The 23,680-nt window shown below is 59.7% G+C and carries 22 protein-coding genes and 3 tRNA genes; 14 read left to right on the forward strand and 11 right to left on the reverse strand.

Annotation, left to right across the window (positions count from 1 at the left end):
- Window positions 1-24: 24 nt before the first annotated feature.
- The gene (locus DQ393_RS24285; RefSeq protein WP_112344248.1) at window positions 25-669 is read right to left on the reverse strand and encodes a hypothetical protein; all 645 of its coding nucleotides are present in this window, start codon (window positions 667-669) and stop codon (window positions 25-27) included.
- A gap of 101 nt (window positions 670-770) precedes the next feature.
- Between DQ393_RS24285 and DQ393_RS24290 the strand changes: the two genes are divergently transcribed.
- The 3 genes from DQ393_RS24290 (at window position 771) to DQ393_RS24300 (ending at window position 2,233) form a co-directional block, all read left to right on the forward strand.
- Window positions 771-1,184 carry a GNAT family N-acetyltransferase gene (locus DQ393_RS24290; protein ID WP_432422025.1) on the forward strand — a complete coding sequence of 138 codons (414 nt, stop codon included), beginning with the start codon at window positions 771-773 and terminating at the stop codon, window positions 1,182-1,184.
- A 106-nt stretch (window positions 1,185-1,290) separates the two neighbouring features.
- Entirely contained in the window at window positions 1,291-1,689 is a 399-nt protein-coding gene (locus DQ393_RS24295) for an NADH:ubiquinone oxidoreductase subunit NDUFA12 (protein WP_112344250.1), read from the forward strand.
- A 103-nt stretch (window positions 1,690-1,792) separates the two neighbouring features.
- A complete protein-coding gene (locus DQ393_RS24300; protein ID WP_112344279.1) occupies window positions 1,793-2,233 on the forward strand; it encodes a DUF2155 domain-containing protein in 441 nt (146 codons plus the stop codon).
- A 63-nt stretch (window positions 2,234-2,296) separates the two neighbouring features.
- On the opposite strand, the gene DQ393_RS24305 is transcribed toward DQ393_RS24300, so the two are convergent.
- From DQ393_RS24305 to DQ393_RS24330, 6 genes are all read right to left on the reverse strand, one after another.
- Window positions 2,297-2,932, reverse strand: coding sequence for a DUF1062 domain-containing protein (locus DQ393_RS24305; RefSeq protein ID WP_112344251.1), 636 nt, complete (start codon window positions 2,930-2,932; stop codon window positions 2,297-2,299).
- Window positions 2,933-3,275: 343 nt separating this feature from the next.
- Complete coding sequence (gene aat / locus DQ393_RS24310) at window positions 3,276-3,905, reverse strand: leucyl/phenylalanyl-tRNA--protein transferase (protein ID WP_112344252.1); 630 nt, start codon at window positions 3,903-3,905, stop codon at window positions 3,276-3,278.
- Window positions 3,906-3,908: 3 nt separating this feature from the next.
- On the reverse strand, window positions 3,909-5,261 hold the full coding sequence (gene accC, locus DQ393_RS24315; protein WP_181592414.1) for an acetyl-CoA carboxylase biotin carboxylase subunit: 1,353 nt from the start codon (window positions 5,259-5,261) through the stop codon (window positions 3,909-3,911).
- A 4-nt stretch (window positions 5,262-5,265) separates the two neighbouring features.
- Window positions 5,266-5,742: an acetyl-CoA carboxylase biotin carboxyl carrier protein gene (gene accB / locus DQ393_RS24320; protein WP_112344253.1), complete on the reverse strand. Its 477-nt coding sequence runs from the start codon at window positions 5,740-5,742 to the stop codon at window positions 5,266-5,268.
- A gap of 24 nt (window positions 5,743-5,766) precedes the next feature.
- A complete protein-coding gene (gene aroQ, locus DQ393_RS24325; protein WP_112344254.1) occupies window positions 5,767-6,204 on the reverse strand; it encodes a type II 3-dehydroquinate dehydratase in 438 nt (145 codons plus the stop codon).
- Window positions 6,205-6,406: 202 nt separating this feature from the next.
- Window positions 6,407-7,174 carry a DsbA family protein gene (locus DQ393_RS24330; RefSeq protein ID WP_112344255.1) on the reverse strand — a complete coding sequence of 256 codons (768 nt, stop codon included), beginning with the start codon at window positions 7,172-7,174 and terminating at the stop codon, window positions 6,407-6,409.
- A gap of 212 nt (window positions 7,175-7,386) precedes the next feature.
- Between DQ393_RS24330 and DQ393_RS24335 the strand changes: the two genes are divergently transcribed.
- On the forward strand, window positions 7,387-8,544 hold the full coding sequence (locus DQ393_RS24335; protein WP_112344281.1) for a pyridoxal phosphate-dependent aminotransferase: 1,158 nt from the start codon (window positions 7,387-7,389) through the stop codon (window positions 8,542-8,544).
- A gap of 158 nt (window positions 8,545-8,702) precedes the next feature.
- Here DQ393_RS24335 and DQ393_RS24340 read toward each other — a convergent pair whose 3' ends face one another.
- Window positions 8,703-11,600, reverse strand: a complete 2,898-nt coding sequence (locus tag DQ393_RS24340) for an Rne/Rng family ribonuclease (protein WP_112344256.1) — start codon at window positions 11,598-11,600, stop codon at window positions 8,703-8,705.
- A 644-nt stretch (window positions 11,601-12,244) separates the two neighbouring features.
- On the opposite strand from DQ393_RS24340, the gene DQ393_RS24345 reads away from it, so the two are divergent.
- From DQ393_RS24345 to prfB, 3 genes are all read left to right on the forward strand, one after another.
- A complete protein-coding gene (locus DQ393_RS24345; protein ID WP_432422026.1) occupies window positions 12,245-13,495 on the forward strand; it encodes an N-acetylmuramoyl-L-alanine amidase in 1,251 nt (416 codons plus the stop codon).
- Window positions 13,496-13,754: 259 nt separating this feature from the next.
- The gene (locus tag DQ393_RS24350; protein WP_112344258.1) at window positions 13,755-16,217 is read left to right on the forward strand and encodes a penicillin-binding protein 1A; all 2,463 of its coding nucleotides are present in this window, start codon (window positions 13,755-13,757) and stop codon (window positions 16,215-16,217) included.
- A gap of 126 nt (window positions 16,218-16,343) precedes the next feature.
- A protein-coding gene (prfB, locus tag DQ393_RS24355; protein WP_112344259.1) for a peptide chain release factor 2 occupies window positions 16,344-17,475 on the forward strand; the annotation gives its coding sequence in 2 pieces (ribosomal slippage) (window positions 16,344-16,412 and window positions 16,414-17,475; 1,131 coding nt in all).
- 85 nt (window positions 17,476-17,560) lie between these two features.
- Here prfB and DQ393_RS24360 read toward each other — a convergent pair.
- Window positions 17,561-18,334, reverse strand: a complete 774-nt coding sequence (locus DQ393_RS24360) for an NAD kinase (protein ID WP_112344260.1) — start codon at window positions 18,332-18,334, stop codon at window positions 17,561-17,563.
- Between the two features lie 170 nt (window positions 18,335-18,504).
- On the opposite strand from DQ393_RS24360, the gene DQ393_RS24365 reads away from it, so the two are divergent.
- The 3 genes from DQ393_RS24365 to DQ393_RS24375 all read left to right on the forward strand — a co-directional run bounded on the left by DQ393_RS24365 (window position 18,505) and on the right by DQ393_RS24375 (window position 19,419).
- Window positions 18,505-18,580: transfer RNA gene (locus DQ393_RS24365), tRNA-Thr, on the forward strand.
- Window positions 18,581-18,711: 131 nt separating this feature from the next.
- On the forward strand, window positions 18,712-18,978 hold the full coding sequence (locus tag DQ393_RS24370; protein WP_112344261.1) for a hypothetical protein: 267 nt from the start codon (window positions 18,712-18,714) through the stop codon (window positions 18,976-18,978).
- 147 nt (window positions 18,979-19,125) lie between these two features.
- A complete protein-coding gene (locus DQ393_RS24375) occupies window positions 19,126-19,419 on the forward strand; it encodes a hypothetical protein (RefSeq protein WP_112344262.1) in 294 nt (97 codons plus the stop codon).
- A gap of 58 nt (window positions 19,420-19,477) precedes the next feature.
- Here the strand turns inward: DQ393_RS24375 and DQ393_RS24380 are convergent, their stop codons facing one another.
- The gene (locus DQ393_RS24380) at window positions 19,478-20,167 is read right to left on the reverse strand and encodes an AprI/Inh family metalloprotease inhibitor (protein ID WP_112344282.1); all 690 of its coding nucleotides are present in this window, start codon (window positions 20,165-20,167) and stop codon (window positions 19,478-19,480) included.
- Between the two features lie 40 nt (window positions 20,168-20,207).
- A complete protein-coding gene (gene rlmB, locus DQ393_RS24385) occupies window positions 20,208-21,116 on the reverse strand; it encodes a 23S rRNA (guanosine(2251)-2'-O)-methyltransferase RlmB (RefSeq protein WP_112344263.1) in 909 nt (302 codons plus the stop codon).
- A gap of 197 nt (window positions 21,117-21,313) precedes the next feature.
- Here rlmB and DQ393_RS24390 point away from each other — a divergent pair.
- The 4 genes from DQ393_RS24390 to tuf all read left to right on the forward strand — a co-directional run.
- Window positions 21,314-21,398: transfer RNA gene (locus DQ393_RS24390), tRNA-Tyr, on the forward strand.
- 26 nt (window positions 21,399-21,424) lie between these two features.
- Window positions 21,425-21,498, forward strand: a tRNA-Gly gene (locus DQ393_RS24395).
- A gap of 205 nt (window positions 21,499-21,703) precedes the next feature.
- A complete protein-coding gene (locus tag DQ393_RS24400) occupies window positions 21,704-22,132 on the forward strand; it encodes a DUF3597 domain-containing protein (RefSeq protein WP_015339583.1) in 429 nt (142 codons plus the stop codon).
- A 403-nt stretch (window positions 22,133-22,535) separates the two neighbouring features.
- A partial coding sequence (gene tuf / locus DQ393_RS24405) for an elongation factor Tu (protein ID WP_112341912.1) occupies window positions 22,536-23,680 on the forward strand: 1,145 nt, incomplete at its 3' end.

Below are 23,680 nucleotides of genomic sequence, written 5' to 3' on the forward strand. Positions count from 1 at the left end.
GGTCACGAGCGCGGCCTTTGTTGGCTAGGCCACTACTTCAGTTTTCTCTGCTTTTTTGTAGCGTGCATGGAATTTGACGATCAGCTCGAGAAGCTCCAGCTTTTGGTAGGCCAGATCCGAAACCGCGATGCAAACGTGCTGCATATCCCCAGTCACTTGGCGGACGAGGTGCTTTGAGCTGCGTAGTTGCCCCATAACGCGACGCCCTGGAGCCAATAGCAACCAAACATGGTGGTCCGGCCGGCTCCAATCGAGCGCCTCGACAGGGATAACCCCACCTTCGGATAGGATTATCGCCACGACGAGCAAGCAAAAGCCCAGGAGTATGATGCCCAACATCTTGCCCAGGCTTCGGCGTGGCGCGGGGACGTCTATTTTCTCGATGTCGTCCCAAGGGATAAAATCTGAGCCCAATCGAGCATCCTTTATGCCTTTCGGCGATATGATCACAATTGCTTTTCGCACCTGAAAGATAAGCTTTAGCAGTGCCTTGACAGCGACGTACGCGGTCATCAGCGCAAGTGATATCCACGCGATGCTTGTGATGATGTCGCTTCTTGAAAGAAAGGCTATAAAAACAAGCCCTACCGTGAAAAATATATACGCTGCTGCCTCGGACCCCAACGCAGAATTGTCGTATTCGATCCTATACGTTTCGCTGGTCGACATGATTGCCTTTAAGTTCCTCCACGGAACAAAGACGTAAGTACGATATATTGCCCTCACAAGAACTACTTATCCGGGAAGCGAAAGAATCCGACCTCCTCGGCTTGATCGGCCTCTTCGCCGCCGATGCCGTGGGCGGTCACGGCGATACGACCGATCCCTCTGCCTATGACGATTATCTCCGTGCGTTTCGCACTATCGCGGCATCGCCGGATCAGACGCTGTATGTCGCCGAACTCGCCGGAGAAGTGGTCGGGACGTTCCAGATGATGATCACGACGGCGCTGGTCGGGCGGGGATCCTCCGCCATGATCATCGAAGCGGTCCAGACGCGAGCTAATATGCGCGGGCAAGGGATCGGGGCGGCGATGATCAATTTCTGCATCGACGAGGCAAAGGTTCGCGGCATGCGGATGGTGCAGCTGACCTCGAATGCGGTGCGCAAGGATGCGCATCGCTTCTATGAGAGACTGGGTTTCAAGCCGACGCATCTGGGCTTCAAGATGACATTGAAATGAAGCCATTTGCCCGCTGGAATCACTGGACAAGCCGGTTCAGGGGCGGCATAAGCAAACTATCGAATTCTGGTATCGCTCGCCCCTCAGCGGGTATCGAGGAAAAGACATGTGGAATTTCATCGTACAGACCTTCACCTGGTGGAACAGTCAGACTTTGGGTACGCGGTTTGCGACCTGGCGGTTTGGCAAGCGTGTCGGCGAGGATGAGTTCGGCAACGTCTATTACGAAGGTGGCATGTCCTCCTACGGCCTTCCGAAGCGCTGGGTGATCTACAAGGGCTATGCCGAAGCTTCGGCCATTCCGCCGGGCTGGCACGGCTGGATGCATCATCGTACCGACGTTCCGCCGACCAAGGAAAACTACGTCGCCAAGGACTGGCAGAAGGAACACCGCGCCAATCCGACTGGCTCGCCGCAGGCATACCGTCCGCCGGGCTCTCTCGCCGTTGCCGGCGAGCGTCCGCGTGTGACCGGCGATTACGACGCCTGGACCCCGGGCAACTGAGCGGAGAAGCCGGCTCGTCCTTTGGCCACAATTGGGCTTTAGGCGCGACATATGCCGGCTCATGCTCGGCGCCTTGACCGAGACCAAGCGGAGATTGGCGGATATGATGGTTTTCACGCGGAGCGCTTCTTTGCGTGCAGTGGCTATAATGGGTGCTGCTCTCTTCGTCGGCATCATGGCAGCCCCCACCGCTGAGGCCGCCCGCATCACCAATCCCGTCGCCGTGTTTTCCGGGCTCGACAAGATCACCGGCCGCATCACGACCTTCGATGTCTATATCAACGAGACCGTGCAGTTCGGCGCGCTGCAGGTGACGCCGCGCGCCTGTTATTCGCGGGACGAAACCGAGCAGCAGAAGGTGGACGGTTTCGTCGAGGTGGACGAAATTACCCTCGACCGCCGCATCCGTCGCATTTTCACCGGCTGGATGTTTGCCGACAGCCCGGGCCTCAACGCCGTCGAGCACCCGATCTATGACGTCTGGCTGAAAGAGTGCAAGCAGAAGTCCGACGTTCCGCCGCCGGACACCGCCGGTGCGAAGTAAGCCGCTCGATATACGCAGCAGATTTGCATAGCCCGCAGAAGCAAGGCTTCTGCGGGCAAAGTTTTAGCCTCGTTCCGGATTGGTCGCCGCGTCGCCTATTGCTTGGCGGTCTACGGCCTCTGACAGGTCGAGGGTGATCCGCATGCCGTCTTTCGGCCTGTGCCGCAGGAAATCGCTGCGCTCCGGATCGGCTTTCAATCTGCCTGTATCGTAGAGAGCCTGGAGCCGTGATCGCGAGATTGCCAGTTCCGCGGCCAGCAACCGATCGAGGCGAAGGTTCATCGGAAACTCGGCTGATATCTCGATTTCCAACAGCACCCAATTACTTGCCTCTTGCACCATCTCTTTCCGGATGGCCGCATCCGGCGGCTCCTCGATGCGCTTGGCTTTCCGCTTCAGCCCGTCGAGATCAAATTCCTGCGTCCGGACCCACTGAGGATCGCTGCGCTGCAGTGCCTCGAGCGTGGAGGGGCCGAGATCGTAAACGGTGCGGCGCTCGAAAAGCGTCCGGTTCCAGGTCTTGTCGCAATCGATGCATTTATAGACCAGCCAGGCATCAAGCCTTTTGCCATTGGCATTGAGCCTGATCTTGCCGCTCGATCTGAAGGGTCTCGGAGCTCCGCAGCCGCTGCAGGCGATCCATGGCTGAGGCGAAGTTCGAGGAGAAATGGTCCAACGGACCTGAAGAATATTGCACATACCGTCTTGGTCTTCCGTCTGGAAGTCCACCAAGCTGGCGGTGAGACAAGCCCGTCAGGGCACGGTATGGCGATATTGCGGGACGGCTGAAGAGCTGAGACAGCGGTGGCTGCGCAGGCGCGTTTTGACAATGCCAAACCGGTCTCAGGCCATCACCCGATGGACATGAACATGCAGCGAGCGGCGTCTTGCCGCTCCGATGCACTGGGTGATCTGGATGAGACCGGTATTTACGACGGCAAAGTGGAACCTCTATGCACCAACGCTCTTCGCTAGGAGGGATAGCAGACCGCAACCGGAATTTGAAGTGGTGTGAGTTCGATGACGCCAGGGTTTCCGGTGTTTATGCCTGATCGTCGGAAAAGCTGAGATTGGGTGATTCCATCGCCTCCTCCAGCATTTTTGCATAGGCATCCTTCGGCACGTCGATGGCACCGAATGTCTTCAGGTGCTCGGTGGTGAATTGTGTGTCGAGCAGGGTGAAGCCGCGTTCGCGCAGGCGCTCCACCAGATAGACGAGACAGATCTTTGAAGCATCCGTGCGGCGGGAGAACATGCTTTCGCCAAAGAAAGCCGACCCCAGTGAAACGCCATAGAGACCGCCGACCAGCCTGTCGCCTTCCCAAGCCTCTACCGAATGGGCATGACCGATATGGTGCAGGGTGGCGTAGAGCGAGCGGATCGTCTCGTTGATCCATGTGCTGGGGCGATCACTCGTCTGCTCGCCGCAAGCCGCGATGACGGCCTCAAAATCGGTGTCGAAACGAATGTCGAAGGGATGTTGACGGATTTTCTTGGCGAGGCTCTTGGAGACGTGAAACGTATCGAGAGGGATGATGCCCCGCAATTCCGGCTCGACCCAGAAGATTTCCGGGTCGTCTGCCGATTCGGCCATCGGGAAAAGCCCGATGGAATAGGCGCGCAACAAGATTTCCGGGGTAACGCCGGGATGTTTGCCGCGCGCTCCGGGCACAGGTTAGGCCGATGTTTTTGCCAGGTAGTTTTCCAGCCAGTGGATATCGTAATCGCCGTTGGCGATATCCTGGTTGGAAACCAGATCCTGGAAGAGCGGCAGAGTGGTTTTGATGCCGTCCACCACGAATTCGTCAAGCGCGCGGCGCAGGCGCATCATGCATTCGACGCGGGTGCGTCCATGCACGATCAGCTTGCCGATCAGGCTGTCGTAGTATGGGGGGATCCTGTAGCCTTGGTAGGCGCCGGAATCGATACGCACGCCGAGGCCGCCGGGCGCGTGGAAATGCGTGATCGTGCCGGGCGAGGGGATGAAGCTGCGGGCGTCTTCGGCATTGATGCGGCATTCGATGGCATGGCCTTGGAAATGCACGTCATCCTGCGTCACCGAGAGACCTCCGCCGGAGGCGACGCGGATCTGCTCGTGTACGAGGTCGATGCCGGTAATGGCTTCCGTCACCGGATGCTCCACCTGCAGGCGGGTGTTCATTTCGATGAAATAGAACTCGCCGTTCTCGTAGAGAAACTCGATGGTACCGGCACCACGATACTTCAGCTTCTTCATCGCGTCGGCGCAGATCTTGCCGATCTTCATGCGCTGCTCGACGTTGAGCGCCGGGGAATTGGCTTCTTCCCAGACCTTCTGGTGGCGGCGCTGCAGCGAGCAGTCGCGTTCGCCGAGATGGACCGCGTTGCCTTCGCCGTCGCCGAAAACCTGGATTTCGATATGGCGCGGCTTGCCGAGGTACTTTTCCATATAAACGGAATCATTACCGAAGGCGGCGCCCGCTTCGGTGCGTGCCGTCGTCCAGGCTTCGATCAAGTCTTCTTCCGTACGGGCAACCTTCATACCGCGGCCGCCGCCGCCGGCGGTTGCCTTGATGAGCACCGGATAGCCGATCTCGCGCGCCGTCTTCAGCGCGTCCGCTTCGGTCTTCACCTCGCCGTCGGAACCGGGAACGACCGGAATGCCGAGCTGCTGCGCGGTGGCCTTGGCAGTGATCTTGTCGCCCATGAGGCGGATATGCTCCGCCGTCGGACCGATGAAGGTGATGCCATGCGCCTCGAGAATATCGGCGAACTTGGCATTTTCCGAAAGGAATCCATAACCGGGATGCACGGCGTCCGCGCCGGTGATCTCGCAGGCGGCGACGATCTGGTGGATGTTGAGATAGCTTTCGCGCGATGGCGGCGGGCCTATGCAAACGCTCTCATCCGCAAGCCGCACATGCATCGCGTCCGCATCGGCGGTGGAATGCACCGCAACGCTCGCGATGCCGAGTTCCTTGCAGGCGCGCAGCACCCGCAGGGCGATCTCTCCGCGATTGGCTATGAGAATCTTCGAAATCATGGGCATGGACTTACTCTATGACGACCAGGGCTTCGCCGTACTCGACCGGACGTCCGTCCTGAACGAGGATCTCGGTCACGGTACCGGACTTTGGCGCAGGGATCTGGTTCATCGTCTTCATGGCTTCGATGATGAGCAGCGTCTGGCCTTCCTTCACGACCGAGCCGGCCTGGATGAAAGCGGCCGCGCCCGGCGCCGGCGCCAGATAGGCGGTACCGACCATCGGTGCGCTGACGACGTTGTCGGGATTGCGGGTCTTGCCTGCAGGCGCCGCGGCGGCCGGGGCTGCAGCAGCTGCTGCAGCCGGAGCGGCATAGGCGGCGGGAGCGGCGATTGGCGCCTGAACATATTGGGTCGTGCCGGCACGCGATACGCGGATGCGCAGATCTTCCTGCTCGACTTCGATCTCGGTCAGATCGGTGTCGTTGAGAATGTTGGCGAGATCGCGAATCAGCGCCTGGTCGATACCCGATTTCTTTTCAGCCATTGGATTTCTTGCCCTGTATTTTTGTTATTGGGTGATGGATTTAAGCGCATGAAGCGCCAGGATGTAGCCATAAGGTCCGAAACCACAGATCATGCCCTTTGCAGCGGGCGCGATCATCGATTTGTGCCGGAATTCTTCGCGTGCGTGAATATTGGAGATATGCACCTCCACCACGGGAATGGAAATGGCGCGGATCGCATCGTGCAGCGCGATCGACGTATGACCATAGGCGCCGGGATTGATCGCGATACCAGCAGCCTTGTCGTCCGCTTCATGCATCCAGTCGACCAGCACGCCTTCATGATTGCTTTGCCGGAAATCGACAATGAAGCCCAGGCTTTCGCCTGCAGACTTGCAGTCGGCTTCGATATCCTTCAGCGTCTTGCCGCCATAGATGCCCGGCTCGCGCTTGCCCAAGGCATTCAAATTGGGTCCGTTGAGGACAAAAATTGTTTGCGCCATTAGATGTTCCGTCAAAGTGCAGCGCAACCTATAGACTCCCGAGGCCCTGTAGGAAAGCCCCGGAGCGAAGGTTGCATGCCTCTAGGTGTGGAAACGCCGCGATTTTGGCATTTTTGCGCCGCGTCGAGCCGCGGCGCCGTTTCGAAGCTGCCAAAATGCGGACGGCTATTTGCTTTGCCGTCGTGAGTGTGGTTCTCGCCGATCAGCAGCTGGTCTTTCCGCAACTACGGACGTTGGCGATCTTCTGCTTGATGGCGTCGAGACCGATTGCGCCGGAAATCATCTCGTTGCCGATCACATAGGCGGGCGTGCCTGTCACGTTGAGATCTGAGGCAAGCTGATAGGTTGCTTTGATCATATCGGTGTTCGGCGCCTTTGCCATTTCAGCGCGAATGGCGGATTCGCTGACGCCGAGCGAAGTGGCGACCTCGATGGCGGCGTCTTCGGAGGCGCGCCCGTCGCTGCCCAGCAGCTTACGATGGAATTGCTCGTATTTTTCAGGTGCAAGCAGGCGGAAAGCACTGGAGACACGGGAAGCGGCAACCGAATCCTGGCCGAGGATCGGGAATTCCTTGAGAACGAAACGCACATCCTTGTCCTGCTTCAGCAGCGTGTCCATATCGCCGAGCGCATGCCGGCAGTAGGTGCAATTATAGTCGAAGAATTCCACGACGGTGATGTTGCCCTTCGGATTGCCGATGGCCACATCGTCCTTGGAATTGAAGATCGCGTCCTTGTTCTGGTCGATCACCTGGGATGATTGGGCGATACGGGCTTCGTCCTGCTTCCTTTCGAGCGCTGCCTGGGCATCCAGCAGAACTTCCGGATGCTCGACGAGATATTCCTTGATGAAATCCCCGATTTCCTTCTTCTGCTGGTCATCCAGCGCGGCGGCCGGCTGGATTGTGGCGAAGGACGCTGTCAGGGCAATCGCCGAAACCGTCAGCAGGCTTTTGAGAGAAAAGGTCATTGGGTCCTCGTTTGGATCTGAGCGGAGACGTCATTCTTGAATGCGCCATAGCATCGTCGGGTCGGCATCCGCAAATATGCATCGACAATTTACGGTGCGTCCTTATTTCCAGAAACAGGAATTTTCACGACAAAGCCGCAATCGCAGGATTGTGAACGAGCCGATATTGCGGCAAATGTCGCTTGCCGATCCGATCCGAGAGAGAATTGACCGTGTTTTCCCTATCCAAGCGCAGCGATGTCGAACCCTTCCATGCCATGGATGTGCTGGCGGAGGCGACGCGACGCCGTCAGGCCGGGCACCCGGTCATTTCCATGGCGGTCGGGCAGCCCTCGCATCCAGCTCCACAGGCGGCATTGGAGGCAGCACGCGCAGCCCTAGGCCATGGCCGCATCGGCTATACCGATGCGTTGGGGACGCTTGCCCTGCGGCAGGCCCTTTCCGCCCATTATCAGGCTCGCCATGGCTTGAGCATCGACCCGAAGCGGATTGCCATCACCACCGGATCGTCGGCCGGCTTCAATCTTGCCTTCCTGACGTTATTCGACGCCGGCGACAGTGTCGCCATCGCCCGGCCGGGCTATCCGGCCTATCGCAATATCCTTGCCGCACTTGGCCTCGATGTCGTCGAGGTACCGGTCACCGAGGAAACGCAGTTTACGCTGACACCCGAGAGCCTGGAAGCGGCACAGGTGGCAAGCGGCAAGTGCTCGAAGGGGGTACTGCTGGCAAGCCCCGCCAATCCCACAGGCACGGTGACGGGCAGGGCGGCGCTGAAGGCGCTGGCTGATTATTGCGCCGACCGTTTCATCGCCTTCATCTCCGACGAGATCTATCACGGGCTGACCTTCGTCGGCGAGGAGACGAGTGCGCTGGAACTGACAGACGAGGCGATCGTCATCAATTCCTTCTCGAAATATTATTGCATGACCGGCTGGCGCATCGGCTGGATGGTTCTGCCGGAACGGCTGGTGCGGCCCACAGAGCGCGTGGCTCAGAGCCTCTACATTTCTGCGCCGGAATTGTCGCAGATCGCCGCCGAGGCGGCACTCGGCGCAGGCGCCGAGCTTGATATCTATCGCGAAAGCTATGGCCGCAATCGCGATTTCCTCATGCGCCGACTGCCTGAGATCGGCTTCCGCATTGCCTCGCCGATGGATGGCGCCTTCTACGCCTATGTCGACGTCAGCCGTTTCACAAATGACAGCATGGCCTTTGCCCGAAAGATGCTGGCGGAAATCAATGTCGCTGCCACGCCCGGCCTCGACTTCGATCCCGTGGAAGGACATCGCGCAATGCGGATCTCCTATGCCGGCTCGAATGCCGAAATCGAAGAGGCGACCGAACGCATGGCCGCCTGGCTGAAATAGAGTCCGGAATCAATAATTTGTGCGGGCTTGCGAAAGCGCTGCCGCAAGTTGCGGAGACGTGCGCTGGCACGTGACCGGCCGCCTTTGCGCTTGGGAAACAAAAAATCCGGCCGCGTCACCACGGTCGGATTTTTTTATTTCATTGCAGATCGGTCTACTTAAAAGAATCCGCGGCGCTGCCACCAGCCAGCCTTCTTCGGCTTGGTCGGCTCACCTTCGCCATCGCCGCCTTCATTGGCACGGGTGGAGGTTACCACCGGAGCGGACGAGGAAACATTGGACTCGCGGTTGGCGCGCGCCGGTTTGGCTTCGTCCTCGATAGCCTCGGGTGTGGCTGCATTGTCGAGAGCCTTGGCAATTTCGGCTACCGCTTCGGTTTCGCCCTCGATCACGGCTGCCTCTTCGACAACAGGCGTCTCGACTGGCGATGCCTCGGCAGCCTTTGCCTTCCGGCGGCCACGTGCCTTGGCGGGCTTCACATCCTCGGTAACGGTCGCCGCCGTCTCGACGGCTGCCATGGCAGGCTGAGCCTCGACAGCGGCCTCGCCCTCGGCAACGGCGATTTCCGCCACCGTGACGCTTGCCTCTTCTTCGCTGTCATCGCCGTCGGCTGCATCGGCTTCGAAGGCTTCATCGGTTTCCGACGCGCTGCCTTCGCTCTGTTCGCCACCCTGGTTTTCGCGGTTGCGACGACCACCGCGCTTGCCGCGCCGGCGGCGCTTGCGCTTCTGCTGTGCATCGTCTTCATTGTCGGCGGATGCGGCGTTCTCGGCGCCGGCATCACCTTCGTCGTCGTCTTCGCTGTCAGCGTCCTCGGCGGTAGCGGCCGCAGAGATGTCCTCGGAAGCCGATGCTGCCTGGGCATCGTTGCCGCGACCACGACGACGGCGGCGACGCTTGCGCTTGCGGCCATTTTCATTGCCTTCGGCGCGGGCGGGCTGTTCGGTGATGGTCGCCGCCTTTTCTTCCAGTTCTTCGTCCTCGTCCTCCTCGGCTTCGATGACGACATCGTCGTCATCATCGTCCGGGATGGCTGCGAAGTTGAACAGGCTTTCGATCTTCACCGGATTGGCGACCGGCTCGCCGCGATCGATCGCGAAATGCTGCGTGCCAACGGCATTGTCGGCATCGATGACGATCGCGACGCCGAAGCGGCTTTCATAATCGATGATCGTCTGGCGCTTGTGGTTGAGCAGATAGAGCGCAATGTCCGGCGTCGTGCGCACGGTGATGTCATGCGTCGTGTTCTTGAGCAGATATTCCTCGATGCCACGCAGGACGTGCAGGGCAACGGAAGACTGCGAGCGAACGTGACCGGTGCCGCCGCAATGCGAGCAGATCTGCGTCGTGCTTTCCAGAACCGAGGCGCGGATGCGCTGACGCGACATCTCCAAGAGGCCGAAATGCGAGATGCGTCCCACCTGGATGCGGGCCCGGTCGTTTTTCAGGCATTCCTTCAGCTTCTTCTCGACGGCGCGGTTGTTGCGCTTCTCTTCCATGTCGATGAAGTCGATGACGATCAGGCCGGCAAGGTCGCGCAGGCGGAGCTGACGGGCAATTTCCTCTGCAGCTTCCAGGTTGGTCTGAAGCGCCGTGTCTTCGATCGAATGTTCGCGGGTCGAGCGGCCGGAGTTGACGTCGATCGAAACCAGCGCTTCCGTCTGGTTCATGATCAGATAGCCGCCGGAACGCAGCGTCACCTGCGGCTGCAGCATACGGTCGAGCTGCGCCTCGATGCCGGAGCGCGAGAAGATCGGGTGGATGTCGCGATAGGGCTGGACCACCTTGGCATGGCTCGGCATCAGCATCTTCATGAAGTCTTTCGCTTCACGATAGCCTTCTTCACCGGCAACGATGATCTCGCTGATATCCTTGTTGTAAAGGTCGCGGATCGAGCGCTTGATCAGGCTGCCTTCTTCATAGACGAGGCAAGGCGCGGTCGAGGCGAGCGTGAGCGTGCGGACGTTTTCCCACAGGCGCATCAGATATTCGAAATCGCGCTTGACCTCGACCTTGGTGCGGTTGGCGCCGGCCGTGCGCAGGATGACGCCCATGCCCTGCGGCACTTCGAGCATCTTGGCGATTTCCTTCAGGCGCTTGCGGTCCTGCGGATTGGTGATCTTGCGGGAAATACCGCCGCCACGCGCCGTGTTCGGCATCAGAACCGAGTAGCGGCCCGCAAGCGAGAGATAGGTGGTGAGTGCCGCACCCTTGTTGCCGCGCTCTTCCTTGGCAACCTGCACCAGCAGGATCTGGCGGCGCTTGATGACTTCCTGGATACGATACTGCTTGCGCGGCTTGCGCTGGGCACGATCGGGAACCTCTTCCATCGCATCTTCCGCACCGACGGATTCGATCACTTCCTCTTCATGGTCGTGATCGTCATCGTCGTCGTCGTCATGACGGCGCTTGGAGGAGCGGACGTCTTCGGAGATCGAATCGGTTTCGACCATGGCAGCCATTTCGCCAGACGGACCGTCCTCGTCCTCGCTCGGCGCGTCGACGGCTGCCGTCGCTTCCGGGGCGGCGGTCTCTTCGGCGGGGGCTTCCGCTGCCGCCTTCTTGCGGCTGCGGCGCGGCTTGGCCTTCTTGGCCGGAATTGCTTCCTCGGCGGGCGCGACTGCCTCCGGAGCGGAGGCTTCTTCCGCGATCGCGGCCGGTACTTCGGCTTCTTCATTCGCCTTGGGAACGATGCCGATATCGGGCTGTTCCTGCTTTGAAAGGTCGAGCGCCGTTTCGACGTGCTCGACGTCATCGTCCCGGCGATGCTCCTCGGCCTCGGCCTTCAGAAGCGCCTGACGATCGGCGAGGGGGATCTGATAGTAGTCGGGATGGATTTCGGCAAAGGCCAGGAAGCCGTGCCTGTTGCCGCCATAGTCAACGAAAGCGGCCTGAAGCGAAGGTTCGACCCTCGTTACTTTTGCAAGATAGATGTTGCCGCGGATTTGCTTCTTGTGCTGAGACTCGAAGTCAAATTCTTCTATGCGGTTCCCGCGAACGACAACGACGCGCGTCTCTTCCTCGTGAGACGCATCGATAAGCATTTTGTCTGCCATGAAAGCTGTGCTCCTCGGCGCAGGCAACCGGATGGGGACCTGCTTGTCACTGGGACAAGCCGGATATGATCCGCCGTTGCTGCACCGGATAATGAAAGTCGCAAGTGGTTCGGAGATGACAGCATCCAGACGGCGGCCGGGGCATTACTTCCCTGGGGTCTGTTCACTTTTTGAAAAAGCTGCTGCGGTGACATCCGTAACCAAGCGAGATCGACTATGCCTTAGACCCACAAAGCGGGGCCCGATGAATGTGCTCTCTAAAGAGCGTTTGGTGGCTCTCCACCGATGAACTTCCCGTTTGAAACCAGAAATTCAGATATCCACTGTTTGGAGCGGAAGTACTGCAGACGGCGGATGACTGCCGCTTATGGCGCCTGGTACTCGAGGCGGCTGCCTTTGCGGCGACTCTATCCCGTCAACACTTCTACCCTAATATGCGTTGTATGTTTTATCTGTCACAATAGCAAGGGGAAAGCCAAGTATGCCATAATATTGATGGATTCGTCGGATGATGAGAACGCGGGGAGCGGCGATCAACGATTCGTCCCCGGCGCATCATCGGTGCGGCCATCACGTCAAATCTGGTTCCCGCTATTGGGGCCTTCAAAAACAACGCTGAAACCAATATGGGGCGCGTTGGACACTTGGTAAAGGGATTGCGGCATGTGGCGGAGATTGGCGTGAGGGCTTTGCGATTTGCGGCAGCGGCCCTTGCCCTTGTGATTCTTATCGTGTTTTCGGCGTTTGCGCCTGCCATGGCGGCGGATGGCCCGTTGCTCGCCTACGGTGCGCGCATAGCCGGTGACGACGCCCGCACGCGTATCGTCATCGATATGGATCGGGAGCCGGCCTTCACGGTTCATTATCTCGACAATCCCGCCCGCGTGGTGGTCGATCTGCCGGCGACAGCATTCGGCTTCCCGGCCGCGGATCTCAAGCCGACCGGTCTCTTCAAGGATATCCGCTATGGTACGATGGATGCGGACAGCGCCCGCATCGTGCTGACTGCAAAAAAGCCGGTAAAGCTGGTCATGGCCAAGGTGCAGGCCGATGAGGGGGGCAAGGGGCAGCGGCTTGTGCTCGATGCCGAGATGGTGCCTGCCGAACAATTTGCCGAACTGGTGAAGAAGCAGAGCTGGACGAGCGACGATACCGCCCGGGACGTCGGTCCCGTCGAGCCGACGCAGAAGGCCGATCCGAATATCTTCCTCGTCGCCGTTGACGCCGGTCATGGCGGTATCGATGCGGGCGCGACGGGCACCGACGGCGTCACGCAGGAAAAGGACATTACGCTTGCCTTCGCGAAGATGTTTGCCGACAAGCTGAATGCCCAGCCCGGCATCAAGGCCTTTCTCACGCGTGACAAGGACCAATATTTATCGCTGTCGGAGCGGGTGACCATCGCGCGCCAGAATCGCGCCTCGCTTTTCATTTCGCTGCATGCCGATACGCTGAAGCAGAAGGATATCCGCGGAGCGACCGTCTATACGATCTCGGACAAAGCATCGGACCGGCTTGCCGGCGAGGTCGCCGATCGTGAAAACAAGTCCGATCAGATCGCCGGGACCGACGCTCAGGCACAGCCGGCTGCCGTCAACGACATTTTGATGGATCTGACCCGCCGCGAGACGCAGGCCTTCTCCATCTCGCTGGCACAGGATGTGTTGTCCTCCTTCGATGGCCAGATCTCCATGATCAACAATCCACACCGCCACGCCGGTTTCCAGGTCCTGACCGCGCCGGATGTGCCCTCGATCCTGTTGGAACTCGGTTTTCTCTCCAATAAGGAGGACGAGAAGCTGCTGCTCGATCTCGATTGGCGGCAAAAGGTCGCCGACAGGCTGGCCGATGCAGTAAAAAAATATCGCGTATCGATCATCGCGAACGGCGGCTGACAGGGCCGAATGTCATGATCAGCCGTGGCTTCCATGTCACAGCTTTAAATATTAGAATTGCATGAAACTGGGAATACCGAGGGCGAGCCCTATTTTGCTCACATTCCCGCCTTTACAGCGAACTATCATCCGCTCGCGAGTGAAGCACGGCTTTGTTTCATTGCCGTCTTGCATTAACACCGCGAGCATGCAAAACGCCCGTGGTTATGCGATGATCTCGCGCACATGCCGCATGAAGAACAAGCACCGGTAGTATCACATGATCAGACTGATTGGATATTTCTTTGGGCTGGGCTGCCTCCTGTTTCTGGGTGTGGCGGCTGCGGCGGCCATCTATCTGAGCGTGGTCTCCAAGGAGCTTCCCGACTATGAAGTGCTTGCGAAATACGCACCGCCGGTGACGACACGCATTCATGCCGGCAACGGCGCATTGATGAAGGAATATTCGCGGGAGAACCGGCTTTTCGTGCCGATCCAGGCCATTCCCGATCGCGTCAAGGCAGCATTCCTGTCCGCGGAAGACAAGAATTTCTACAATCACCCCGGCGTCGACGTCGGCGGCCTGGCGCGCGCCATTGTGGTGAACCTGCAGAACATCGGTTCCGGCCGCCGCTTCGTCGGCGCATCGACCATCACGCAGCAGGTCGCCAAGAACTTCCTGCTTTCCGCCGACCAGACCTTTGACCGCAAGATCAAGGAAGCCATTCTCTCCTTCCGCATCGAACAGGCCTACAGCAAGGACAAGATCCTCGAGCTCTACCTGAACGAGATCTATTTCGGCCTGAATTCCTACGGCATCGCCGGCGCCGCGCTCACCTATTTCGACAAATCCGTCAACGAGCTCACCATTGCCGAATCGGCCTATCTGGCCTCGCTTCCTAAGGGACCGTCCAACTACAATCCGTTCCGCCGCGCCGAGGCAGCGCTGACCCGTCGCAACTGGGTGATCGACCGTATGGTGGAGAACGGCTATGTCAGCCAGAGCGACGGTGAAGAGGCAAAAAAGCAGCCGCTCGGCGTGGTGCCGCCGAAGAGCGGCCCGTCGCTCTTCGCCTCGGATTATTTCGCCGAAGAAGTCCGCCGACAGCTGATCGACCAATACGGGGAAAAGACCCTTTATGAAGGCGGCCTTTCCGTCCGCACGTCGCTCGACCCGCAGATGCAGCTCGAGGCACGCAAGGCCCTGCAGGACGGTCTGGTCGATTATGACGAGCGCCGCGGTTACCGCGGCCCGCTCAAGCAGATCGCGACTTCGCAGGATTGGGGTGCCGAGCTTGCCAAGGTTCCAGCGCTGAGCGACGTGCCGGAGTGGCAGGTCGCCGTTGTCCTCTCCGCTTCCGATCAGGGTGTCGACATCGGATTGCAGCCGAGCGTCGATGCGGCCGGCAAGGTTTCGCCCGAGCGCAAGCGCGGCACGATCGCTGCTGCCGACATGCGCTGGGCCTACCGGTCTGCGGGCGGCAAATCGGTGAAATCGCCGAGTGGCGTGCTGAGCGCCGGCGATGTGATTTACGTGCAGAAGACCGGCAACGCCGATTCCAGCAGCTATCGCCTGCGCCAGCCGCCGAAGGTACAGGGCGGCCTGGTCGTCATGGATCCGCATACCGGCCGCGTGCTCGCCATGGTCGGCGGCTTCTCCTATGCACAGTCCGAATTCAACCGCGCGACCCAGGCCAAGCGTCAGCCGGGTTCGTCGTTCAAGCCGTTCGTCTACGCCGCCGCGATGGATAACGGCTATACGCCGGCATCCGTCATTCTTGACGATCCACTGCAGATCACCCTCAGCAACGGCGATGTGTGGAAGCCGACGAACTACGAAGGCGAGGGCGGCGGCGTGCACACGCTACGCTTCGCCATCGAGCATTCCCGCAACCTGATGACGGTCCGTCTCGCAGCCGATATGGGCATGCCGCTGGTGGCCGAATATGCTGAGCGCTTTGGCATCTACGACCATATGAACCCGGTTCTCGCCATGTCGCTCGGCGCGGGCGAAACGACGGTGCTGCGCATGGTTTCGGCCTATTCGGTCATGGCCAACGGTGGCAAGCAGATCAAGCCGACACTGATCGACCGCATCCAGGACCGCTACGGCAAGACGATCTTCAAGCATGAGGAGCGCGTCTGCGACAATTGCAATGTGAATGCCTGGCAGAATCAGGACGAGCCGGTCATCGCCGATAATCGCGAGCAGGTGCTCGATCCGATGACGGCCTATCAGGTCACGTCGATGATGCAGGGCGTCGTTATCCGCGGTACGGCCGCGGGCAAGATCAAGCTCAACACCGATGTCGCCGGCAAGACCGGCACCACCAACGATGAAAAGGATGCCTGGTTCGTCGGCTTCACGCCGAGCCTCGTCGCCGGCCTTTACATCGGCTATGACACGCCGACCACGCTGGGCCGGGGCGGCACCGGCGGCGCGCTCGCAGCGCCGGTCTTCAACGAATTCATGCAGGCGGCGACGAAAGATCAACCGCCGGAGAAATTCCAGGTTCCGGCTGGCATGACGATGGTCGCGGTCAATCGCGCGACCGGCATGGCAGCGCAGCAGGGCGATCCGAATGCCATCATGGAAGCCTTCAAGCCCGGTACCGGCCCGGCAACGAGCCTCCAGGTCATTGGTGGTGGCGATGCCGCCGCGCAGGTGGCGCCGGAGGAAATTCTAAGGACGTCGCCACAGGCGAACCAGGCGGTTACGTCCGGGGCCGGCGGTCTCTTCTGATCCCATCCTATTTGTCAGATCGTCATGCCGCGGGGCTTTACACCAGCGGCATGTATATCTATGTCACCAGCACTCTTTGAATTGGATGGCCGTTCGCATCGAGCGGTGAAATGAAGAAGTGGGACTATGCGAGCCGAAATCGAGAAAGTAGTCGATGAAACCAAGCAGGCTATCACCCTGCTGAGGAGGCATCTTTGACTGGGACCAGGCGATAAGACGACTGGACTGGTTGAATAACAAGGCAGAGGATCCGACCCTCTGGAATGACGCCGCCGAAGCGCAGAAGCTGATGCGCGAGCGCCAGCAGCTCGATGACGGCATCAACGGCGTGCGCGCTCTCGAGCAGCAGCTTGCCGACAATGTCGAGCTGATCGAGCTCGGCGAGGAAGAAGGCGATGACGACGTCGTGCGTGACGCGGAAGAAGCCCTGAAGGCCCTCAAGGCAGAAGCTGCCCGCCGGCAGGTGGAAGCCATGCTTTCCGGCGAGGCTGATGCCAACGACACCTATCTCGAAGTCCATTCCGGCGCCGGCGGTACCGAGAGCCAGGACTGGGCGAACATGCTGCTGCGCATGTATACCCGCTGGGCCGAGCGTCAGCGCTTCAAGGTGGAACTCCTGGAAGTTCATGACGGCGAAGAAGCCGGCATCAAGTCCGCGACGCTGCTCATCAAGGGCCACAATGCCTATGGCTGGCTGAAGACCGAATCGGGCGTGCATCGCCTTGTCCGTATCTCGCCCTATGACAGCAATGCGCGCCGCCACACCTCGTTCTCTTCGATCTGGGTCTACCCGGTCGTCGACGACTCGATCCAGATCGAGATCAACGAAAGCGATTGCCGTATCGACACCTATCGCTCGTCCGGCGCCGGCGGCCAGCACGTCAACACCACCGATTCGGCCGTGCGCATCACGCATATTCCGACCGGCATTGTCGTGCAGTGCCAGCAGGAACGCTCGCAGCACAAGAACCGCGCCAAGGCGTGGGACATGCTGCGCGCCCGCATGTACGAGGCGGAATTGATGAAGCGGGAAGAGGCGGCCAACGCCGAAGCCGCTTCGAAGACGGATATCGGCTGGGGTCACCAGATCCGTTCCTATGTCCTGCAACCCTACCAGCTGGTCAAGGACCTGCGCACCGGCGTTGCCAGTACCGCGCCCGGCGACGTTCTGGACGGTGATCTCAACGAATTCATGGAAGCCGCCCTTGCGCATCGCATCAGCGGTGCGGCCGATGCGGTCGTCGACGACGTCGAGTGAGTTCGAACATTCCAGCACCAATAAAACCAATAAAAAAGCCCCGGTCGGGGCTTTTTTATTGGCAAGCGCGTTGTAAATTCCAGCTTCAATCCGAAAACTGTTCCGCAAGGATCCGGTCCGACCACGATCTGTCCGGATCCGAAAGAATGCGGGCCGTCGTATCTTCGCTCTGGCGGATTTGGATGCCGAGAACGGACTTGACCTCGGCATTGTCGGCGGCGGCGTTGACCGGGCGCTTTTCCGCTTCGAGCACGGTGATGTCGACCGTGACCTTGTTCGGCAGCAGCGCCCCGCGCCAGCGACGAGGGCGGAAGGCGCTGACCGGCGTCATGGCCAGCAGCGGTGCCTCCAGCGGCAGGATAGGGCCATGGGCGGAGAGATTATAAGCCGTGGAGCCTGCCGGCGTCGTTACCATAAGGCCATCACAGATCAGCTCCGGCAGACGGACCCGACCGTCGATTTCGACCTTCAGTTTCGCCGTCTGATAGGACTGGCGAAACAAGGACACCTCGTTGATGGCGAGCGCGACGCGGGAGCTGCCGTCGGCATTGCGCGTCGTCATCTGCAGCGGATGGAATGCGTTTTCGACGGCCGCCTCTATGCGCTCGGCCAGGCAATCCGTTCGATAGTCATTCATCAGGAAGCCGATCGAACCGCGGTTCATGCCATAGACGCACTTGCCGGAATTCATGGTGCTGTGCAGTGTCTGCAGCATGAAGCCGTCACCACCGAGCGCCACGACGACATCCGCACTCTCCTGCGGCGTCTGGCCATAGAGGCGAATCAGGTCCTGCTGCGCCGCCTGAGCCTCCGGCGCGGTAGAGGCGAGAAAGCAAACGGATTGAAGATTGCGTGACATGCAATGTCCTTTAAGTGGCCATACTAGGTAATGTTATTCCCCTTCTGCGACAAGACGTTTCAATCGGACTGGTAAATCGTTGAGGCCACATGCTGATCCCCAGCTTTAAGTCCGAACGAGTGATTTTCCCTTTACAGGATTTCAAAATCTGTTAGTTGGCATGCGCATATGCCCTTGTAGCTCAGTTGGTAGAGCACCTGATTTGTAATCAGGGGGTCGCGGGTTCGAACCCTGCCGGGGGCACCAGATTTTTCCAAGACTTGGATGCCTTGTTGATCACTGGTATGAAAAACCGGCAGCAGCACAATAATGTATGATGCCGAAGCCTTCAGCATGTCGGCGAGATCATCAACGCGATATCAAGTCTCTGGAAACATATGACCAAGCCTAAGAAGCCCAAGCTAGAGCATTCCGAACTCTCGGGTGAATTCACCGATGACGGTGTGACCGTCTTGGTCGATATCTTTCGTCCGGCCGGCACCAATGCCGACTGGCGGATGGAAGTCATTACGCCGGAAGAAGATCTGATCGAATGGGAAGAGCCCTTCGCGACCGACCGCGAGGCGTTCGACGAATTCCTGGCAACGATCGCGCGCGACGGCATCAGATCGTTCTTTGACGACGCGGACCCTATGGTTCACTGAGCCTGCCGACAGGTCTTGGCGAGCCGCATCAAATCGCCCCCGTTTCTTCATGCATCCATTCGCCTGCCTGCCCGGGATTGCAGATGCATTTACAACGTCAGAAATCGGCATACACTTCATCCCGTCAATGGCGGGGAGGATACGTTCATGCGCGAGATATCGCGGCATGTCGTCTTGGGATTGCCGCTTGTCGTGATCACGGCGATCACGGGCGCGTCAGCGTTAGCGGGTGAAAACTGCTACTGCAAAAATACGGATGGAAAGCAGCATGCGGTCGGCGAGGTCGCCTGTATGACCGTCGGGGGGCGGAGTTACCTGGCGCAATGCGAGATGAACCTCAATGTCACCTCCTGGGCGAAGCTGCAGGATGGCTGCCCGGTTACCGAGAGGGTGCTTTGGCGCCAATCGGCCTGGCACCCGGCGCCGATGATCGTACGATGAGCCTTAAGCGCTTGATGTAGCGCTCGCGGTGGGCGTGCTTCTATATGCTTCGGCCGGCCTATTTGCGGACCAGCAGGAGCGGTTCGCCTTCCTCCTCCTCGGACTTCTGGAAACTGCCGTCCGGCTTCATGTCGAAGGAAAGGGAGGAACCATCGCTGCCCAGCATCACCAGCCCGAAGCCTTCGGCCGCCCAGAGCGAAAGCTTGAGCTCGCTGATCTCGGCGGCACAGTCCCCGCCTGGCGACATTTTGGCGGTGCCGTCCTGATCCTTGTCGGTGGTCAGCGTGATATCGCAGACCGGCTTTCCGTCGGGCCGTTGGATGCGCCACGCGCCGGCAAGGCTTGCGACGGTCGGCACATGATCGACATCGCCCAGCGCCGGCAACAGCCATGTAGGGTCGCCGCCTTCGCTTTCCCACGGGGAGCCTTCCTCCTGCTGGAAGCGCATCAACGGCTTGCCCTCGGCATCGGCAATGGCGAGAGCGCCGTCGTCCGTGAAATTCCAGGCGCGGGCTTTGGCGAGAGCGGGCAGGGGCGTCGTGCAGGCATCGGCACCGGTGATTTCATGGCCGCCAGGGACTGTGTTTGCCCCGAAGGTGAGGCGGCAGCCCTTGGCGCCGCTTTCAGGCGCAACCAGCCATGTGCCGGTTTGCGCCTGAACGACTTCGTCGTCGGCCGCTGGAACTGGCTGGGCCACTGTCAGAACGAAGGCGGCGGAAGCCGCCGCTAGACCGAAAGCACGGATCAAGGCAAATTCTCCCGACATGCCGCGGCCGCCACAGGCGCCGCTATGATTTGAGATAGGACCGCGTCGCATATAGCGCGATCGCGGCTGCGTTCGAGACATTGAGCGATTTGATGGCGCCGGGCATGTCGAGCCGAGCCAGTACATTCACGGTCTCGCGAGTCTTCTGACGCAGCCCCTTGCCCTCCGAGCCGAGCACAAGCGCGATCTTGTCGCCGCTGAACGTGCCTTCCAGCGGCGCCGGCCCTTCCGAATCGAGCCCGATCGTCGTGAAGCCGAGCCGATGCAGTTCGCCGAGCGCATCAGCGAGATTGGTGATCTGTATATAAGGTATGAGTTCGAGCGCTCCGGAGGCGGATTTGGCGAGCACGCCTGATTCGGTCGGGCTATGGCGCTGCGTCGTGATCACGGCACCTGCGTCGAAGGCCACGGCCGAGCGCATGATGGCGCCGACATTGTGCGGATCCGTCACCTGATCGAGAACGAGCAGCAACGGGCTGTCCTTCAATGCCTCGAGGCGACGCACGGGCAGGGGGCGGGTTTCCAGCATGACCCCTTGATGGATCGCTTCAGGCCCGAGCACCTTGTCGATATCCTGAGGCGAGACGATCTCGACGGGAATGCCGAGTGAGTCGACCGGGCCGATTTCCAGCCGCACCAGCGCATTCTGCGTCGTCGACAGCTTGATGTTCCGGCGCTCGGGATTGGCAAGCGCGGCGCGGACCGTATGCAGGCCATAGAGAAAGACCTGCTCGGGCGCGAGCGCCGGCGGCTTCCAATCGTCCGCACCAGCCCGCTTTCGCTTCTGCGGAGCCGGTGTCGGGATTTCGCCGCGCTCACGCTTGGCGTCGCGATGCGCGCGGCGTAGGGTGGCGTAATGCGTGTTCTTGGCCGATTTGTCGTCGGCGGTGTTTTCAGGGCCGGAGCGGCCGGATGTTCTATCTTTGCTCATGCGGCTTTATAACCAGCGCCTTCCGGGGCGCATAGCCTCTTTCGGCCGCGGGCTTTTCCCACAGGCTGAAATTTTTTCGTCATTTTTGCCAATTCCTTGTGTTGACAGACTGAAATCGTCCGGTCATATACGCGGCGCAGATCACGGCGGCGACGCCAAGGTCGAGCAACTTGGTCGCAAGATCCAGTCGGAATACTGGAGGGATGCCCGAGTGGTTAAAGGGGACGGACTGTAAATCCGTTGGCTCAGCCTACGTTGGTTCAAATCCAACTCCCTCCACCATTCCGGATCGGATCTTGATCACCCGCGCGGGTATAGCTCAATGGTAGAGCAGCAGCCTTCCAAGCTGAATACGCGGGTTCGATTCCCGCTACCCGCTCCAATCTTTTCAAATTGTTAGCTCGTCGATTATCTAGCTTCCGGGCCGAGCGATCTCTATGTTTGCCTATTCGTTGCTCTGCGTGCGGCTGTGCCCTTTTCATGTCCGCACTCGCTCTGGTGCCACCTTTGCATATTTGACATGAAGGGTTGCTTATATTCGCGCGAGCGATACATATTGCTCTGGCAACCGAAACGGGAGAGCGCAAATGGGTATCTTCGACAAGATCAAGGGTGCAATCTGGGGGCAGGCAAAGGCTGCCGAGGCAGCTCCGGCGCCGTCGACGACAGCCGCAACCGCCAATCCGGCGCCTGCGCCGACACCGGCTCCTTCAGCGACCACGGCAGCAACATCGCCCGCGACCAGCGCGCCGTCCGCTCCAGTGGATATCGCCTCGATCCTCGACGCCGCCGTCAAGAAGAGCGGCCAGAAGCTGGATTGGAAGCATTCGATCGTCGATCTCATGAAGGCGCTCGGCATGGATGCGAGCCTTTCGGAGCGCAAGGAGCTGGCTCAGGAGCTCGGCTACACTGGTGATGCCGGCGATTCCGCCAAGATGAACATGTTCCTGCACAAGGCTCTTTTGAAGAAGCTCGCCGATAACGGCGGCAAAGTGCCCGCCGATCTTCTCGATTGATAGGCATCGAGCCTGGATGGACTGGTGGGCTTTGCCGTCCTCCGGAGAGCAAGTCGTGGCGCGCTAGTCGCCGTTGCTTGATGGTTTTGCGCCCTTGCCCTTCGGCGAGGGCGTATTTCGTTGGTGGCGAGTGCTGCTTCGGTTCGGTTTTGCATCTGGAATTCTTTCCAGAGCGCTCCTATCTAAGCGCCTGAACCGGCAAATGCTTTTATGTCTTTCCGGATCGGCTGGCGACACTTGCGCGGCGAAGGAATGACGAAGGCTGCGGATCATGCGCAATCGCTCTGACTTCGCCGGGAATAGGCCCTGCAATTAAGTCTTGCGCAAATGCGATGAAAGCCTTAAACGGCGGCACTAAACCGGTTCGCCGGGGTCACTCATTACGTTCACAGGAAGCATTCAAATGGCAAAGAGTAAGTTTGAGCGCAATAAGCCGCACGTTAACATCGGGACGATCGGTCACGTCGACCACGGCAAGACGTCCTTGACGGCAGCGATCACGAAGTACTTCGGCGAGTTCAAGGCGTATGACCAAATCGACGCTGCTCCGGAAGAGAAGGCTCGTGGCATCACGATCTCGACGGCTCACGTTGAATACGAGACGCCGAACCGCCACTATGCGCACGTCGACTGCCCCGGCCACGCCGACTACGTCAAGAACATGATCACGGGTGCTGCACAGATGGACGGCGCGATCCTGGTTTGCTCGGCCGCCGACGGCCCGATGCCGCAGACGCGCGAGCACATCCTGCTCGCCCGCCAGGTTGGCGTTCCGGCAATCGTCGTGTTCCTGAACAAGGTCGACCAGGTTGACGACGCCGAGCTTCTCGAGCTCGTCGAGCTCGAAGTTCGCGAACTTCTGTCGTCCTACGACTTCCCGGGCGACGACATTCCGGTTGTCAAGGGTTCGGCGCTTGCTGCTCTTGAAGATTCGGACAAGAAGATCGGCGAAGACGCGATCCGCGAGCTGATGGCTCAGGTTGACGCCTACATCCCGACGCCTGAGCGTCCGATCGACCAGCCGTTCCTGATGCCGATCGAAGACGTGTTCTCGATCTCCGGCCGTGGTACGGTTGTGACGGGCCGCGTCGAGCGTGGTATCGTCAAGGTTGGTGAAGAAGTCGAAATCGTCGGCATCCGTCCGACGTCGAAGACGACGGTTACCGGCGTTGAAATGTTCCGCAAGCTGCTCGACCAGGGCCAGGCCGGCGACAACATCGGCGCGCTGATCCGCGGTGTGAACCGTGACGGCGTCGAGCGTGGCCAGATCCTGTGCAAGCCGGGTTCCGTCAAGCCGCACAAGAAGTTCATGGCAGAAGCCTACATCCTGACGAAGGAAGAAGGCGGCCGTCATACGCCGTTCTTCACGAACTACCGTCCGCAGTTCTACTTCCGTACGACTGACGTGACGGGCATCGTGACGCTTCCGGAAGGCACGGAAATGGTTATGCCTGGCGACAACGTAACGGTTGCCGTCGAGCTGATCGTTCCGATCGCGATGGAAGAAAAGCTCCGCTTCGCTATCCGCGAAGGCGGCCGTACCGTCGG

Origin of the sequence: Martinezella tropici, from assembly GCF_003287875.1 — a bacterium.
Classification (GTDB): Bacteria; Pseudomonadota; Alphaproteobacteria; order Rhizobiales; family Rhizobiaceae; genus Rhizobium; species Rhizobium tropici_C.

What these genes read in the sequence shown, in the direction of transcription:
- DQ393_RS24300 (WP_112344279.1), top strand. Translation starts at nt 1,793, where the DNA reads ATGATGGTTTTCACGCGGAGCGCTTCTTTGCGTGCAGTGGCTATAATG.
- rlmB (WP_112344263.1), bottom strand. Translation starts at nt 21,116, where the DNA reads ATGAGCAAAGATAGAACATCCGGCCGCTCCGGCCCTGAAAACACCGCC.
- DQ393_RS24400 (WP_015339583.1), top strand. Translation starts at nt 21,704, where the DNA reads ATGGGTATCTTCGACAAGATCAAGGGTGCAATCTGGGGGCAGGCAAAG.
- DQ393_RS24285 (WP_112344248.1), bottom strand. Translation starts at nt 669, where the DNA reads ATGTCGACCAGCGAAACGTATAGGATCGAATACGACAATTCTGCGTTG.
- DQ393_RS24370 (WP_112344261.1), top strand. Translation starts at nt 18,712, where the DNA reads ATGACCAAGCCTAAGAAGCCCAAGCTAGAGCATTCCGAACTCTCGGGT.
- DQ393_RS24340 (WP_112344256.1), bottom strand. Translation starts at nt 11,600, where the DNA reads ATGGCAGACAAAATGCTTATCGATGCGTCTCACGAGGAAGAGACGCGC.
- DQ393_RS24360 (WP_112344260.1), bottom strand. Translation starts at nt 18,334, where the DNA reads ATGTCACGCAATCTTCAATCCGTTTGCTTTCTCGCCTCTACCGCGCCG.
- DQ393_RS24295 (WP_112344250.1), top strand. Translation starts at nt 1,291, where the DNA reads ATGTGGAATTTCATCGTACAGACCTTCACCTGGTGGAACAGTCAGACT.
- DQ393_RS24375 (WP_112344262.1), top strand. Translation starts at nt 19,126, where the DNA reads ATGCGCGAGATATCGCGGCATGTCGTCTTGGGATTGCCGCTTGTCGTG.
- accB (WP_112344253.1), bottom strand. Translation starts at nt 5,742, where the DNA reads ATGGCTGAAAAGAAATCGGGTATCGACCAGGCGCTGATTCGCGATCTC.
- DQ393_RS24350 (WP_112344258.1), top strand. Translation starts at nt 13,755, where the DNA reads ATGATCAGACTGATTGGATATTTCTTTGGGCTGGGCTGCCTCCTGTTT.
- accC (WP_181592414.1), bottom strand. Translation starts at nt 5,261, where the DNA reads ATGCCCATGATTTCGAAGATTCTCATAGCCAATCGCGGAGAGATCGCC.
- DQ393_RS24305 (WP_112344251.1), bottom strand. Translation starts at nt 2,932, where the DNA reads ATGTGCAATATTCTTCAGGTCCGTTGGACCATTTCTCCTCGAACTTCG.
- DQ393_RS24330 (WP_112344255.1), bottom strand. Translation starts at nt 7,174, where the DNA reads ATGACCTTTTCTCTCAAAAGCCTGCTGACGGTTTCGGCGATTGCCCTG.
- aroQ (WP_112344254.1), bottom strand. Translation starts at nt 6,204, where the DNA reads ATGGCGCAAACAATTTTTGTCCTCAACGGACCCAATTTGAATGCCTTG.